This window comes from Legionella geestiana (genome assembly GCF_004571195.1).
Classification (GTDB): Bacteria; Pseudomonadota; Gammaproteobacteria; order Legionellales; family Legionellaceae; genus Legionella_B; species Legionella_B geestiana.
This window is the reverse complement of the sequence record NZ_CP038271.1, coordinates 1,023,251-1,038,677: the sequence shown is the minus strand read 5'-3', so window position 1 is coordinate 1,038,677 and position 15,427 is coordinate 1,023,251. Positions and strand designations below refer to the sequence as shown.

Genomic DNA, 15,427 nt, shown 5'->3' with positions numbered 1-15,427 from the left:
ATCGAGAGGAAAAAAATGCCAATTATTAATGGAACCCGTTTCCAGAAGAAAGAAAAAATCAAAGCGGAAATCAGCAGTGAAATGCTGGAAAAAATCAATGCCTATTGCGCGTGGGCAAACATCGATGATATCGGTTTCTTTATCGAAGAAGCAGCAAGCTTTGTGTTTGCTAAAGACAAAGAATGGAAACAACGCGGAAAAGCCACCAGAAAACGCGCTCAGGCTGAGCACGCATAGGCTTAAACGTTTTCGGTGCGGTTGAACCGCGCCGAATCAACACACGCAGGAAGCGTGTGTTTTCTACAAAACGACATATTGCAGGGAGCAAATATGGCACTAATTGCCACCTTTTCAGGGATTGGCGGTACATTGGGCACCATGATAAGCGATGCCCTTCTTTCGGGAACGTTGCTCGGGTCTGTCACCACCCTGTGCGTCTGCTCGCTGCTTCTGCTGACATGGAGTCGCTTCAGCCAGGGGGACTAAGAGCGCTCGAAGAACTCGCGATGATGTCCATTGCCAAATCGTTTGCTTCTGTCAGGGTATCCCGTACGAACCTTAACAACCCGGCAAGCGGTGACATACAGTCGAGGGGTTCGTTAAGCCATTCCAGTACCGTCTGCCGTAAATCGGCCTCGGTGCGACAGCTTGCCTTATAGAGTTGTACTTTCCATTTCGGTATTTTCGCCATATCCACAACCGATACGCCGCCCGGAAGGTCGTGAAGTTTAATCAGGCAGGCCAGCATCCTGTCGAACAAGTCCTCTTCCGTTCCATCAGAGCGTCGAAACTCAGCCGCAGTCTCCCATATGCGTTTCCCGATCTTGTTGCTTTCATACATGAACGCGAGCAGCATGGATTTGCGTGCGGAAATCGACTCCGCTTCGTGAGGCTGGCCGATGAACATCAGCCACCTCGATGACGGACTTCTATGGCATTGCTGAATGAGATGCAGACTCTCCTCATCCTGGCAATTCCAGAGTAAAAGTATCAGCTTTTCGATGGAAATATTCAGTCTTGATGCAAACTGGTTCATGATTTCCTTGCCAGTCTCCGTAGTTGCAAGCCGTGTCATCCACATGAAATCAGTATGTTGAGCCTCGTATATTTTGAATACACAGGCTTTCTGAATTTCATCCTGCAGTGCCCTGAAAAGAATCGCATTACTGTCAAGCAGGGTTTTGAAAAGCTTGTGGCGCTCGGCATTGTGCTCTTCGCAAAGCCAGTAGAGAAAGGATGTGCGGGTGTATTGTGCGTTATTTAATTGCTGGCAGAGTTGCTGGAAGCTTAAAAACTGTACAAAAGCAGGAATTTTTTCCATCAGACGCTGCACTTGTGTCAGGCTGTCTGTAGCATGGAGGGAATTAAGCAAGCTCGCGACGCCGCTCTCGGGTTGGCAGGTAAACATCTTCTGCACAATCTGCTGCTGCATTCGCATGAGACTGGATGTTTCCACGGGTGAACGGCTGCTGGAGGAGGCTGCAGGCGCAAACAGGCGCAGTTTTTGGCGCAGACTCTCATCGCGGCTGATGCGCGACAACATCGGGCTGCTGTTTTCACAGGCTCTGCAAAACTCAGATGCTTCAAAAATCAGAGTCCTGAGGTTGCTGAACAACGCAAGTCTGTTATCTTCGAGGAAAATGTAAAACAGCTCAATGGCCTCCTGATACGTAAGAGACTCGGAGCTTGCGTTGAGTAAGCCTCTCAGTTCAGTCAGGAGAGGGTCCTCTTCCGGGTAAAGTTCGGCGTACCTTGTGAAGAGCCAAAGGAGCATTTCACGGGCGGTCAGCAAAGCCAGCTCTTTGTGAGAGTTGATGTCACCAATAAGCCTGAGGGCATTTCCACGCTTCCTTAAAATCAGGTGAATGTCTTTGTCCAGAGCCGTGTTTCTGCAATCGGCAAGGACACTTTTCCATTGTGGACCTGGAGTGAGGTACAGTTGCTTGATAAAGCGAAGTTCATCGCCTAACACATCGCGCAGACATGCCAGGGTAGCAGCCGTCCAGCCGTTTACCGGCATGGTGGAGCTCGCAATCAGGGTGGCGAGTGCATTTGCCATGCTGCCCCGGTCACAGTCATTGGGCAGCTTTTTAATGAGGCTGCAGGCGCTTTGCATGGCGGCCGTTTCCCGTTCATCCATCTGCAGGCGGGCATGACCAAGGTGTTGCATGTGCTCTAAAAAGTGGAGGGAGCGCTCGCGTAAGTCTGTGTGGTCTCTTTCAATAACTTGAAGCCAGATATCCAGTGGTATCCTGTCTGCTTCTCGCATGCTTCTGGCAATGCGCTGCAAATGCTCATAATGGCTTTGCCCTGCTTTTTGATGCTGCGAGAGCACCGTCTTCCATTCGTGATGCTGCAGCAGGCGCAATTCCTTCAGAATATCAGCGAAACCGGATGGCCAGTGTGAACGTGCCGCACCCATCAACGCAGGGGCATCGATTCCTGTCGCCTCTGTCAGCAGTTTAAGAGCCGCGTGTCCATTAGTGGTAAAACCCAGCTGACATAAGTCCATTAAATCCGCTCGCGCGGGCTGGAACGGACTGTCGGGGTTCGTGACGCGCTCCTGCAATTGTGCTGCAAGTGCCGCCACTACTCCCGGGTTACAGGAGAACAGCTTATTGAGCAGCCCGTGCGCATCTTCTGAAAGACTGGTGCACAAGGCTCCAAACAAAGACAGCGATACAGGCGGTTTTTGGCGTATGGGAATTTGGTTGAAAAGCTGATTAATATTTAGCCATGGCAGCAGGTTGTCTCGGCCAGTTAACCACTGCCTTAAGGGTGCAGGGTTTTTATCCATACTCAAGCGGCTGAGGGCATTTGCTATAACGTGTCGCCGTTTTTTGAAATCCAGCAACAGTTTCTCAATGCCGTGCTCGCGCAGGCTGGATGTATGTACGACCTCACTGCTGCTACTGCTGCATACGGGCTCCAGCGGCAGAGGTTCTGGCGGGAGGGGGCGGTGTGTGGCCAGAAACTCATTAAAGTTCTGGCGTGCTTCGCGAAAGCGCTGCGTGTAAAGGGTTTCAGCGCGTGAGAGGTGGCCACCGTCTGCCAGTTCAAGAATGCGCACAATCCAGTCCGCATCTGTTGCCGGGGTTGTGTCACAGAGGTCACGCTCATCCAGTGTTAATCGCGTACATTCAGCTTTAAGCCGTTCAGACAGGCGCGGGGCATTGGCATTCAGATTGACAAACACGAGATTCTGGCGCGCGCGCGTAATGGCGGTAAACAGGCTGTTGTTCAGGCGGTTAAAGCGTGTGTCGCGTGCAGCGATGTGCGCACGGTTTACCGTTTCGCGTGCGTTCTCGGAGGGAGCCTGAAAAACTTCCGGAAGTGCGCGACTCATTGCCGCGGTCAGTTTTGTTTCAAGAAAGCGATAGAGGATTACGGCGTCCGCCTGCAGGCCTTTTGCTTCTTCAGGCAGCAGAACAAGGGCGTCTTTAAAACGCTCTCGCGCATCAGCGAGCCATTCCTTTTGGGTAACGACAATGCACTGAGCACTTTTAGAGGTTTCAACCAGCCGCTGCCAGGTGTCTGGAGAGGGATTATCAAGCCACCAGGAATCACCGATGCGAGTAGTTTGACAGGGAGCAGCGCGCACGCTTGCAAATTCACCGCTGAAACTGGCGCCGCCGAAGTGATGGGCAATGGCGATAGAAAGGTTTGCCAGTGGCAGGAGATTTGGAGGTAAGCGGTGCGTATGGGGCAGATTGATGTGATGCATCCGTCTTGCGCCCTTTGTCAGTATCTCCGGGAGCTTTAAGAGATAAGGGATACAGGAGATATCGCCGTCAAGGTTTTGCAGAGGGCCTGCGCAAAACACCACCGACATGTCAGGGGTTGCCAGCAGCAGTTCTTTAAGCTGCAGCCAGGAAAGATCGGGAGCTTCATCAACGATGAGCAGGGTCGAATCAGTTGTACGGCATTCATGGGGACAGACGGCGGGGTCATGTGCGCCAGCTGTTTCAAGATGTTCTCGCCAGGCTTCAAGCACACGCCATATATAAACGTGAGGCAGTGATTCTTTGGAATCGCCGACAACGTTCTTCTCCAGAGCAGTCCAGTGTCTTCCGGGATTACAGTATTGCTCTCTTTCATACCCGGCGGCTATGCATATTTCATCACGTACGGTTTGCGGCGTGAGAGCATTATGCGGCGCTTTTTTATCATCTTTATGATGTCGGGTCTTTTGTTGTCGATTGAGTGTTTGCACAAAGCGTTTATACCACTCAAAAAATGCCGTATCCCCCATTCGTGGTTTTTCGCCGATTAAAGGCTGCATGCGCCTCACCCAGTCATCGGGGGTTTCAAAATACACGCGCGTGTCCGGGTTATCAACATCAACAGTGGCGTTTTCAAACATTTCCCGGTGCCGCGCGGCAAGCCGTGGATTTTTGGTGAGATAAACTATCTCTCTGAAACGCGGAGCATCGGGGTCAAGCGGGGAGCGCGAGGTAAGTGCGCGTTCCATAATAAAGAGCGCATTGCTGGATTTTCCGGATCCTGATGGGCCTGTAAGGGTCATTGGCAGCTCGGCAAAACCAATAGCCTGCCGGTCAATTTCGCCCAGCCAGAACAGTTCACCGTTGAAATACTTCAAGGTAACGCCGGAGGTATTGGGCATCCAGGACAGCGCATCGTTCTTCGGGAGCGCATCAATGTCTTCCCACATGGTTTTGGGAGCGGATACAGCGGCGGAGCTGGTGCCGGATAGAGCGGTGGCGTGTTTTATGTCGGAGTCATGATTGATGAAAAACTCTTTGACCAGACGTTTATCCCGCAGCGGGCTGCGGTCGTAGCGATGCTTTTCAATGAGCCGAAAAAGAACGAGAATCCTCTGTTTATTGTCCGGGCGCAACTCCCCAAACAGCAGGCGGGAGGCTCTGTCTTTACCTTTGAGGCTTAAGGTATAAATGCGGTGTCCCGACATCTGCTTCAGGCGATAGCGCATGCCTTTCAGTTCTTCACCGTTTACAATTTTCAAGAGCAGTTCGCTGTATTCCCTGACAAGTTTTGCATCGCCCACCAGGTTATCGTAAAAGACGATATGAGGGGATTGTGGCGCTGCTGATGCCGAGGATGTTGCTGCCAGACCGGTAGATGAATCGGTTTTTCGCGGCGCAGGAGTGCATGACTGACGCTTTTGGTGTGAGGGTTTACGTTTGGGCATACCGTATAAATCATCGATAAATGTGCACGTATTTTAACCTTAAAGTCTAAAATATGCTATATGTTACCGGATTCTTTATGCCTGATGCTGAATGCTCATGCCCTCGATGGCATCACGCGCCCGGCGAACGTCTGACGCTGGCACCTGAAAGATGTGATATATCAGGTAGTCAGGGTCATTAAGGTGCGCCTGCAGTCCCTCTTGAACGGCAAGTGCTTCCAGACGTTCTTTGTGGAAGGCCAGTTCAACGAGGCTGATGTGCTGCAAATCAGCCTGCAGATGTGCAGGGATGGCTGTTGTTTTCACTGACACGAGATTTTGCAGCAGAGTATCAAACCACGGGTGATTTTCGCCCGACTGGTAGTTTTTGCGAAGGGGATTCCACAGGCTGTAACGCTGATTACTGCCTACGGAAAAGCTCGAACTGCCCACCACGCGTTTAGCGACACGCCCCTGTTTTCTGGCATCCAGCAGCGCTGCGGCCTGCAAAAGGGTGGCGTTGGATTTATTGCAGTTTGCAGAAACGGCACTGGCGTTTGAGGGGGTGTAGCGGTATTCCGTAAGGTGAAAGGCTTCCCGGTTTGACGCCGTACGGTGTCGGATTTTTTCTTCAGGTGTTACTGATTTTCCAAAACCTTCCCGCATCTCAAGATACAACATGTGCAGACGCGTCTGCTGGTAACTCTGGCGAAGCGCTTCTTCGCTGACATGCGCGTACCGGCGTGAACTGATACCGAGCCAGTTGTCCTCAAACGCGCGCGCATCACGGCGATTATCCTGGCAGCCCGCTTCAAGCGGCATTTGTGTCATGGGGGCGCTGTTCCAGGAAGAGAGTGTTCGTCCCCATCGGTTTTCAGTCTGCAGGTCACGCAGAAGATAATCGTGCAGGTCTTTTAAAAATTGAGCGCATACGGGGTTCGTCTGCAGCGGGGCGTAGAGCGCTTGAAGATGCGCCATCTGCGCCTCAAGGCTTGCACGCTCTTCTTCAAGGTGTGCACGGTACGCCTCGAGATGTTCATAATCAACACTGTCGAGCCTTTCACTTATGTGGTTAATCGCTTCGTTTACGCGGTTAAGCGCTTGATGCAGCCTGTCGATTTCCTGCGGCAGGTTCACCATTGCGGCAAGCGTCAGAGTGTCGTCAATTGGCCGGTCACAGGCATGCCGCACAAGGTTGCGAGTAAAGGCCTGCAATGTCGTGCCGTGTACCAGCAGTTCATCGCAAAGCGCATGAAGTGTTTCTGACAGTGAATCGCTCTGCTCTTCACGCAGTGCCGAAATGGCTCTGCTGAGAGTGGTGGTACTGGTAATGTCTTCAAGCATGGCGCTCGCTGCGGCATTCAGATTCGCTTCATTGAGGCAGGTTTGTAAGAGCGCGACTCGTGTAAGCAGAACGGTGTCGTCAGTGGCATTAAAATAGCGGGTGTAAACATCGCGTAAAAAAAGCTCGACATAATCATAATGCCGTCCCCTGAGAGACAAGACCGCTTCCTGAAAGGCTTCTGGAAAGCGTGAGAAACGTCTTGCCTGCCGACAGATGTGCTCAGTAACCTCAAAGCGGGCATGCATGACGGAGCGACCGACCGCATAAACTTTTGCCATATCCGAGGCACGCATTTTTCCAGGATTGCCGGAGGCGATAAATCCGTGAGTTTTAGGACCCACACGTATGGCGCTCAGGCTGTTAAAATAGACACCCGTGTGCCGCAGCTCAACGTTGGCAATGTCTTTGGCCAGGATGCGTGGTTTAGGACGAGGGGTTGATGGGGCAGAAACGGAGACGGCTGGTAAGGACTCACCAATAATGTCGACCCATGTTTCTTCAGACTGGGCCTCGCTGTCAGAGTCTCTGTGCGAAGTCTCTGTTGACACGGAGGAAGACGCGGCAATGGCATCTGGCTCGCTGTCAGATTCCTCCATGCGTGCATCCTTGTGAAACCGATAGGTGTCACGAGAGCCTGCCTGCTCATGAAAGCGGCCATGGCGAAATAATTGTCCGAGAGCAAAAAACGTGCGGGTAAAGAAGAGATCCTGACTGGATGAGTAGGCGATTTTTCGCCAGGAGCGAAAGGCTTCAATTACTTCGCTGAACATCCCACGAAGAGAGTGACCGGGATTAATCAGGACTGCGATGGAGAACGTCAGTGCGAGATAAGGAATTGCCGTCAGAGGCCCTGTCAGCAGGCCACTGAGGGGGGCCGCTAGAAAGCCGAGCGAGTAGAACAGTTTACCAGGAATAGAGGTTGCCCGCTGCCAGCGGCGCCAGATAACGTTCAGAGAAAATACCGGTCCAAGCAGCAGCCCCGCAAAGCCGCCCACCAGAAAACCTGCCAGCAGCATAAGCAGCGCCAGCGGGATATTCTTTTTGGATTGAGAGAGGTTTGCGAGGATTTCTTTCCACATGACGGATGCCTGTACAGATAGGAATGGGGCATTGTCTATTAAATCAGCAAAAAGATCAATATTGGCCTCGCGCCGTTGCCGAATTGATTCACCGAAACATCCGGTATATAGTATTCGCCTTTGCCATGGATGCGAGTTGTCACCTGACAGTCGCGTGCATGAGGACTTTCGCATTTTTGATATGGATTATCATGAACAGACTGACAATGCTCGCAGGCAGCGCATGGTTGTTAATGGCGGGCGAGGGGGTTGCAGGAACCCACATCTGGGGGCTTGAAAACATTCCTAAAACCCGCGCCAGCGCACCGGCACCTTATACCGTACACATTGGCTCCTATGCCAGCCGCCAGAATGCGAAACGCATGCAGGCATCTCTGCAAAAGCAGGGGTATCCTGCCAGCATCCACCAGAAGGGCGCGCTTTTTGTAGTCACCATCGGGCCGGTTGCAACACTCGCAGGCCTCTCGCAGGCTCCTTTGGCGAAACACACGCCGCATACGCCTGCCGTTGCAGAATCGCATAAAGAGGCTCTATCGTCACCGCAAAATCCTTTTTTTATACAGGTTTTCGGGGGCGCTAATTTTCCCTCCGGGCTCGACAGCCTGCGCGTGCAGAACGGTTCTGAGTATCCCTTCCCGCAAAACGTCGATACCTATTCCACCCGTTCAAACACCACTGGCTCGGTAGGGCTTGCTGCGGGGCGGCGTTTTGCCACCACGCATCGCTGGATTCGTGACTATTCCCTCGGCGGGCGGCTGCAGTATGTCTTCCCTGCCGATATCGGTGGCACCATTACTCAGTACAGTCTTTCGCAGTTTGAAAATTACCACTACCGCTGGAAGCTTTCCGCACTCGCACTGACTGCCGATGCCAAACTCAACTTTATGGGAACCCATGGGATTTCCCCCTACGCCAGTGGCGGTCTTGGTGCGTCGTTTAACCGTGCCGCGTCTTTTCGTGAAACCGCGAATGCCGGCGTTACCCCACGCATTTCTCCGGCCTTTGCCGACAGAAACGCCACGCAGTTCGCATGGCATGCCGGTGCGGGCCTTGATTTTTTCGAGCACGCGAACTGGCTCGTATCCGCCGGTTACGAGTATGAATCCTTCGGTGATTTTGCGTCCGGGAAAGGGCAGTCCACCTGGTCGGGTGAATCGCTGCGTGCCGGAACGCTTTCTACAAACACCATTTTATTTGGCATAACCCGCCTCATCGATTAAACAGGGGTCAGCGATGCACAAGCACATCAGAAACTGCCTGGCCGTCTGCGCCATGCTCTCGTCTTTCAACGGTTTTGCCGCGAGCGATCCGGTATCGTGGTCACTGACGCCGTCCAGTGGTTTTCCGACAACGCCTGTTGATGGCCAGTCCATCGTGACCTATACCCTGGTCAGCCATTTACCGGGGGCGGCGGTTATGCTGACGCAAATCCGTAAAAATAGTGATGCACTTCTGGTGCAGGATGGCTGTAATGGGGTAACGCTAAATCCCGGACAGCAATGCCGCGTTCTGGTGCGTTTTAATCCTGTTAAAGCCGGTGAAGCACGCTTTCAACTGACCTATGGGTACCATAATAACCGCATTCCTCTGCCAGAGCTTGTGGCGCGTGCTGCTGGTGAAGAGCCACAGGTGGGGCTTTCGGGGGTGATTTCTGCACCGAACCCCTTTCCCTCCACCTTCTTTGACAATCAGTCGCCACAGGTTGTTGCTGATTTTGTCAACACCGGTAATACGCCTCTGACGGGTTGTAAGGGCGGTAACAGTGCCGGTGCGGAGGTTTTTAGCCTGACGCCGGCATCGGCGGCTACGGTCGTGAATAACGTGCCACAGCCTGATACCTGCGGCAGCACGGCAAACCCCGTTACACTCGCTCCAGGCGAGCACTGTTTTCTCTATGCGCAACTGACCAGCTTAAAACCAACGCCCAACGTGACGCTGAATGCACAGGTGAGCTGTGAGCAGGCGCAGGCGACGACGCCCTCGAAGACCTTTAGCATTGAATCATCCGGTGGCCAGTGCACCACTGTCTCTGTACAGACGCTACTGCCACTGCCGGTTAATACCTACCGGTATGCAGATAACGTTGTACAGTTTGGCATCACCAACACCTGTGCCAGCGACAACGTAGGCCTTGGAGTGGTGAGCGTGACTTCAAACACGACACCGGCCGCGACCGTAACCACCATCAACGGTACGTATGACAAGTGTTCAAACCAGACGCTTTCGCCCGGAGAGACCTGTACGGTTATGGCGTCTGTAATTCCCAATGCCGTGGGGCCCATGACGGTAACGGCCCGTGTCACGCCTGCTGGCGGAGTAGAAACGACGGGTACAACCAGTGCCACTGTGGCCAGTAACCAGCAACCCACGCACCATATTCTTTTTGTGAATCAGTGTAAATTTGATGTCTGGTACGGGATAGCCAACGGAACCGGCGCCAACTGCCCGGGCCCGAATTGCCTGAGTCCCGACCCAAGCAGTGGCGCGACGCCTTCTGCCTATCATTTACCGGCTCAGGTAACGGGTCAGCCGCCGTCTGTCATTGATTTGAGTGTGGCGAGTTATCAGAATGGCGCTTTCTGGCCGCGTACGGGCTGCGTACTGCAAGACGGGCAGTTAAACTGCGCCACCGGAACCTGCACGACACTTACCAACTCCGGCACCTGTAATTCAACCGGCTCACTGGTGCAGCCACAGTCGCCTTTCACGAAGTTCGAGGCTAATCTGAATCCAGCCCCCGGTACCGATGGAATCTACGATGTGTCGGCCATCAACGGTATGACCGTGCCCGTAGAAGTGAAGGGATTTGGGCCTTTGACCGGTAATACCGCGTCCACGGTATACAACTGTTCTGCAGCAGGGGCTTTGATGCAACCGGCTTCTAACAGTAGTCTTGGAAACTGTTCCTGGAATTACGACCCTTCAAGCACGCTTCCAGCTGCCGGCAGTGTAAATGATTTTTACTGGGTAACGCCCGGGGCCGATGATGGCTGCTCGTCTTCTTCGCTTCCGTCACTTTGTGGCATGGCGTGGAACCAGGGGCCTACATCGACAGACTTCACCGGCAAAACTCCCATCAACCGACGTCTTGGCGCATTTCTTGGCTTTAATACGCTCGATGTCTATGCCGCTTACACGGTTCTTGGAACTAATAATGCCACCTGGGGCAGTGTGAATGAGTTCACAAAATACGGCTTGAATATTCAGATTCCGGGTCAAAGTGCCGCTTCAAACTATGGCACCATACCGAATCAGGTCATTTTCCCAGGCAATACCTATCTTTCCTGGTATGCGCTGATTGGCTGTCCCGCTGTCAGCAGCACGGGTGCTCTGAACTCCTGTTACCAGACTCCGGTCAATAATGATGTTGCGAAATGCTGTGGGTGTGTTAACTGGAGTAATACGCAGCCGGCGCGTGTATGCGACGGCATGAACACCGACTGGACCGGAAGCACTGGAACAACCATTCCAGCGCCTGCAGGCAGTTATACGCCGGAGCAGGCCGTTGCCTGGATTAAAAATGCCTGTCCGACAGCTTATGCCTATACCTATGACGACCCTTCAAGCTCCTTTTCCTGCACAAAGGATGGTGACGTGAATCTTTACACCAGCTATCAGGTGACCTTCTGCCCAGGCGGTGTCAGTGGATTGCCTGAGGGGGCTGCAGAGGGACGGGCTATTGCGCCGTAAACGGATATGACGATTATTTATGAGGTCAATCTTTCGGTAGATGCCGACATTCTTGAGGAATATGTGGCGTGGTTGCAGGAGCACGTGCGGCTCATGCTGCAATTTCCGGGGTTTCAGTCGGCGGAAGTCTTTAAAGAGGAGGTCGCTCTTAACGCGCCTCAGCATGCCTTTACGGTTCACTATCGTCTGCAAAACCGTGACAGCCTTGAGCATTATTTCAAGGAAAATGCCGCCGCCATGCGGGAAGACGGTCTTCGCCGCTTTGGCGGGCGTTTCTCGGCAAGCCGGCGCATTCTGGAATTGGTAAAGCCGTGAGCCTCCTTATGATACTGTCTTGATAAAACAAATGGGTCCATATATAGCCTGCGCTGATAAGCGCGGGACAGATGCCTGAACAAACATCCAGCCAACAGTCACACCCAATGCCAGGCTTCGCTGCGCTCAACCCAGCCTACCCGTAATTTATTGTTTTAAAAGTAAAATGCCTCAGCCTGCGCTGATAAGCGCGGGACAGGATGTTTGATAAAACGTCCGGTCAACGGTGATATCGCATGCCAGGCTTCGCTACGCTCAACCCAGCCTACCTGTAAGTAGTTGTTTTATCAATAAAATCCCGTAGCCTGCGCTGATAAGCGCGGGACAGGATGCTTGATAAAACATCCGGCCAACGGTGATATCGCATGCCAGGCTTCGCTACGCTCAACCCAGCCTACCCGTAAGTTATTGTTTTAAAAGTAAAATGATGTAGCCTGCGCTGATAAGCGCGGGACAGGATGTTTGATAAAACGTCCGGCCAATGACGATAACCGATGCCGGGCTTCGCGGCACTCAATCCAGCCTATTAAAGTCTTTTAAAAACAATAATTTACTAGAAAACCACAACCGACTTAAATGCTGTGGCTCTGTGGCTCCGCGCGTTCACGGCGTATATCAGCAAGCAGTTTTCGTGAAAGGTCTTTGTCTACTGCCGCAAGGCTTTCTGCTTCTCTTTTGAAGAAGGAAAAATTTTCCAGAAAGCGCGCTTGATGGCGTTTTATGGATTCGGGTAAATCGCTTGTCGCCATTTCTGGTACCGATTCAGTTACCGCCTGAGCATCAATCAGCGGGGTAAGCAGCGGGAGGGCGATGGGGCGAGTGAGCGTAAAAGCCTGATAGGTGCCGCCTACTCCATCATGGCCTGGTGAGTAACGCAGGTTGTCTAAAACATTTTGCAGCGTATTTGACATGAATTTGAACTGCAATCCGAGCTGTCGCAGCAGCATCTGGATGGCGTGCTCAGGAACCTCGGATTCAATCCATCGCTTCATGTGACCCGTGCGGATAAAGGTACGTCTCGAGCGTGTATCCTGTAGCAACTGCATTTTTTCATCCGTGATGTCTGAGAGCATCTGTAACCGTTGATTCAGCGCCACAAACTCCATTGCAAGCGGATGTAGAAAAGTAGGATATCCGCAATTATTATCAAATGCTGCAGCCAGGGCGACCAGCTTACGCGTCAGCTCGCCGTAAAAGCGTTCTGTGGATTCGGTGAGTGTTGAGAGCCTCGTTTTTAAGGCCAGGGTTTCATGAATAATTTGAGCCGGAAACTTCCGCGCGGCGGGTCGATTATTTTGTAAATCAGGCATACCTGTCCCCCAAAAAATCAAGGAATTGTATCATTTGACAGAATTATGATCAATACGCGCTCAAAATGCCGCAACGCATGCACGATTGTATGCTGAGCGACGCCTTTCGGGATTTTCACGTGCCAGGGTTGCGTGAATATACGCCACTAACTCCTTTGGATGGGTGAACTGAAGCTGTGCGATAACAGGCTGATAGTCTTCGGCAGGGTCGAAAAGGGCATGGAGGAGCAGTGTAACGTTTCGGCGATTAAGGATATAACGCCTGCCAAAGAGTCCAGTATGTCTGTCGGCGCAAAAGAAACAAAGACGCGTGAGGGTATCATGGAACTCCTGATGCCTTTCAGCAACAGCGAGCGTTCTGAGCGCCCAGAGATAATCTCGAATTCTCGTTGCAGGTGTGGCTTCCATCCGGTAACTCGGCGTGGCTGCGAGCGGGAAAACGGGTATAAGGGCAATGGTGTAGAACCTGAAGCGCACATCTATTTGAGTCAGGTGCTGTTGGACGGCCGCATCCATATAATGTAAAAGGCGCGGATCATGGCTTGCAAGCCACGTTTGCTCTATCAGAGAAAGCTTTGGCAGGGCGGATGCTAAAAGAGCGTCAATCGTGCTGAGTACGGTCAAAAACGTTTCTTTAAGCGATTGGTGACTGGCCTTGGAAGTCATGCGCATAGAGGACTGCAGGCGTTTAAACACATCAGCGTGCAGTAAAGGGCGTGTCAGCGCCTGCAAAAGCCCGCGCCGCTCGGTATGGTCAATGAGCGCGTGGATATGCGCGTCTGCAGACACCGGTTTTTTATGGCCAATGTGCTGCAGGGCCTGAAAATAGTTGTACCTAAAAAAACGAGACGAGGCGAAGTGCGCCGGATGCTCGAGCATCCAGGCAATGGCATGCACGCGATCGAGCATCCTCAAGGCATGGTATTGGGGACGGCTCTCGAGCATCGCTTCGACAAAGTGCTTTTGAGGATTATTTTTCATGAGCGTTGATGCCAGTGCAATGTGCCAGCTGATGTTGGTATTGGCAAAGCTGCAGTTGCCCACTTTTTGCGGCGACTTGGCCAGTGAAAAAGTTGCCTCTTCGTTTATCTCATGGTGATTGTTAACTAAAAAACGCCCAATCGCCTTAAAGCCTGACTGGAAGGCGCGAGCCATGATTTTTGCAAAAGCGTCTGCTTTTTTAATGTCTACCGTATACACGCGCACGCGGCGCTGTTCTTCAAAACAGGCGAGGCTGTCGGCAGGTTCACCACGGTTAACATACACAAAATGCACCTGATGATTATCACGTACCATATGAAACGTGATGCAGTGTCCAGTGCCAAAGTTTTCGCGGGAGAAGGGGCTCAAGTGGCACCAGTCGGCTATGTAAGATGCGTAGTCGCCATGCGTTAATGCTTGCAGAGCTTCAACAATGGCATGGCTCGATACATCGTCAACCGCGCGAATACGAAGTGTCCCTCCATCGGTTAGCCGAGCAAAGCGGCGTCTGCTGCTTCTGCAGGCCAGCCGCGTCAGATAGCCTTCGTTCGAGGGAGCAAAAAAGGATGGATGGTCACGAAGGCCAAGCACGTGTGCCATTTCCCGGTGAGACTGTACCACGGCAACCCCCTCCATGATGCGAGTGTCTTCTGTTTTACCCTCACACATGCCCTATTCTAAACGGTTGATGTATTTTCGCATGGATATGGCACGTAACCAGATGATGGAAGCGATAACAAAAATTTGCGCAATTAGCAGGCACGTTAACAGCAAGAGCGCCCTGTCTGTGATGTTTGTCTCGATAATCGTCTGGGTGTTTATTCGGTTGTACAGAGTGCTTTGGAATGCGTTAAGCAGCGAGATAACGCCAGCGTTTGCGCGCAGATAATCGGCGCCAAACACTAAATCCTGTGCGATGCGCAGCTTGTCTTCGGGCGTGCGCGCCATATCCTCTGCACTCAGGCTGTAGGAATTAACTTCGTCTGTTAATAAACGTGCATTCACCGTATACGCCGTTGCCAGCAGTTTCAATGCATGTGTTTCGATAACACGTATGTTTTCGGCTTTGCGTTTTGCGCGGTTTAAAAGCGCCATTTCTTCGGATTTTGCGTGTAAGTCTTCGAAGAGTGCAAAGGCATTGTTCAGTGATTTTAAAGCATTTACCGCCCGCAGATAATCTGCGAAAAAAAGCGGCTGCCCCGTGATTAAAAAACTGCGTATGTGCACGGTTGAAAGGTTAAATTGCGTCTGAAAATCAGAAACCAGCTTAAAAAGAGTTGCTTCTCTTTGGAAGGAGTCTCTTTCTTTTTGAAGCGAATTGTATGCAATAAAAAGGGCAATAAGCATGAGAATGGACGCTAAAAAAAGTGCAATCCAGAGATAAATGGTTTTTACTAAAAATTTCTTATACCGTGTTTTGGCTACCCATGTCTGTGTCATAATTATCGCTCTAATTGATGTAACCATTCACCACTTTTCACCGAAAAGCAAGATTTAAGGCGTTGTGCACGAATTTGTCGCAAAGCCGGCACCCCAATCTCACTTTCCCCCAAAACAT

10 protein-coding genes are annotated in these 15,427 nt (G+C 52.0%); 5 read left to right on the top strand and 5 right to left on the bottom strand.

All coding sequences use genetic code 11. The annotated features are described in order from the left end of the window. Window positions 1-15: 15 nt before the first annotated feature. Both E4T54_RS04540 and E4T54_RS11995 read left to right on the top strand, forming a co-directional pair. A complete protein-coding gene (locus E4T54_RS04540) occupies window positions 16-237 on the top strand; it encodes a hypothetical protein (RefSeq protein ID WP_028385924.1) in 222 nt (73 codons plus the stop codon). Window positions 238-330: 93 nt separating this feature from the next. Beyond that, complete coding sequence (locus E4T54_RS11995; RefSeq protein ID WP_155832455.1) at window positions 331-486, top strand: hypothetical protein; 156 nt, start codon at window positions 331-333, stop codon at window positions 484-486. Here E4T54_RS11995 and E4T54_RS04535 read toward each other — a convergent pair. Both E4T54_RS04535 and E4T54_RS04530 read right to left on the bottom strand, forming a co-directional pair. Then, window positions 470-5,170, bottom strand: coding sequence for a hypothetical protein (locus tag E4T54_RS04535; protein ID WP_028385923.1), 4,701 nt, complete (start codon window positions 5,168-5,170; stop codon window positions 470-472). The genes E4T54_RS11995 and E4T54_RS04535 overlap by 17 nt on opposite strands. 75 nt (window positions 5,171-5,245) lie before the next feature. Beyond that, window positions 5,246-7,573, bottom strand: coding sequence for a hypothetical protein (locus tag E4T54_RS04530; protein WP_028385922.1), 2,328 nt, complete (start codon window positions 7,571-7,573; stop codon window positions 5,246-5,248). Window positions 7,574-7,764: 191 nt separating this feature from the next. Between E4T54_RS04530 and E4T54_RS04525 the strand changes: the two genes are divergently transcribed. Genes E4T54_RS04525 through E4T54_RS04515 form a run of 3 tightly spaced genes read left to right on the top strand, consistent with a single transcriptional unit; the run spans window position 7,765 to window position 11,578 of the window. Continuing rightward, window positions 7,765-8,793 carry an SPOR domain-containing protein gene (locus E4T54_RS04525; protein WP_058387065.1) on the top strand — a complete coding sequence of 343 codons (1,029 nt, stop codon included), beginning with the start codon at window positions 7,765-7,767 and terminating at the stop codon, window positions 8,791-8,793. 13 nt (window positions 8,794-8,806) lie between these two features. After that, window positions 8,807-11,263, top strand: coding sequence for a thaumatin family protein (locus E4T54_RS04520; protein WP_028385921.1), 2,457 nt, complete (start codon window positions 8,807-8,809; stop codon window positions 11,261-11,263). A 6-nt stretch (window positions 11,264-11,269) separates the two neighbouring features. Then, window positions 11,270-11,578, top strand: a complete 309-nt coding sequence (locus E4T54_RS04515; protein WP_028385920.1) for a DUF4286 family protein — start codon at window positions 11,270-11,272, stop codon at window positions 11,576-11,578. A 572-nt stretch (window positions 11,579-12,150) separates the two neighbouring features. Here E4T54_RS04515 and E4T54_RS04510 read toward each other — a convergent pair. The 3 genes from E4T54_RS04510 to E4T54_RS04500 are packed head-to-tail and all read right to left on the bottom strand — an operon-like array spanning window position 12,151 to window position 15,309. Then, a complete protein-coding gene (locus E4T54_RS04510; protein ID WP_028385919.1) occupies window positions 12,151-12,888 on the bottom strand; it encodes a hypothetical protein in 738 nt (245 codons plus the stop codon). 60 nt (window positions 12,889-12,948) lie between these two features. After that, the gene (locus E4T54_RS04505) at window positions 12,949-14,490 is read right to left on the bottom strand and encodes a hypothetical protein (protein WP_167755235.1); all 1,542 of its coding nucleotides are present in this window, start codon (window positions 14,488-14,490) and stop codon (window positions 12,949-12,951) included. A 51-nt stretch (window positions 14,491-14,541) separates the two neighbouring features. After that, complete coding sequence (locus E4T54_RS04500) at window positions 14,542-15,309, bottom strand: hypothetical protein (RefSeq protein WP_028385917.1); 768 nt, start codon at window positions 15,307-15,309, stop codon at window positions 14,542-14,544. Between the last annotated feature and the right edge of the window lie 118 nt (window positions 15,310-15,427).

What these genes read in the sequence shown, in the direction of transcription:
- E4T54_RS04540 (WP_028385924.1), top strand. Translation starts at nt 16, where the DNA reads ATGCCAATTATTAATGGAACCCGTTTCCAGAAGAAAGAAAAAATCAAA.
- E4T54_RS11995 (WP_155832455.1), top strand. Translation starts at nt 331, where the DNA reads ATGGCACTAATTGCCACCTTTTCAGGGATTGGCGGTACATTGGGCACC.
- E4T54_RS04535 (WP_028385923.1), bottom strand. Translation starts at nt 5,170, where the DNA reads ATGCCCAAACGTAAACCCTCACACCAAAAGCGTCAGTCATGCACTCCT.
- E4T54_RS04530 (WP_028385922.1), bottom strand. Translation starts at nt 7,573, where the DNA reads ATGTGGAAAGAAATCCTCGCAAACCTCTCTCAATCCAAAAAGAATATC.
- E4T54_RS04525 (WP_058387065.1), top strand. Translation starts at nt 7,765, where the DNA reads ATGAACAGACTGACAATGCTCGCAGGCAGCGCATGGTTGTTAATGGCG.
- E4T54_RS04520 (WP_028385921.1), top strand. Translation starts at nt 8,807, where the DNA reads ATGCACAAGCACATCAGAAACTGCCTGGCCGTCTGCGCCATGCTCTCG.
- E4T54_RS04515 (WP_028385920.1), top strand. Translation starts at nt 11,270, where the DNA reads ATGACGATTATTTATGAGGTCAATCTTTCGGTAGATGCCGACATTCTT.
- E4T54_RS04510 (WP_028385919.1), bottom strand. Translation starts at nt 12,888, where the DNA reads ATGCCTGATTTACAAAATAATCGACCCGCCGCGCGGAAGTTTCCGGCT.
- E4T54_RS04500 (WP_028385917.1), bottom strand. Translation starts at nt 15,309, where the DNA reads ATGACACAGACATGGGTAGCCAAAACACGGTATAAGAAATTTTTAGTA.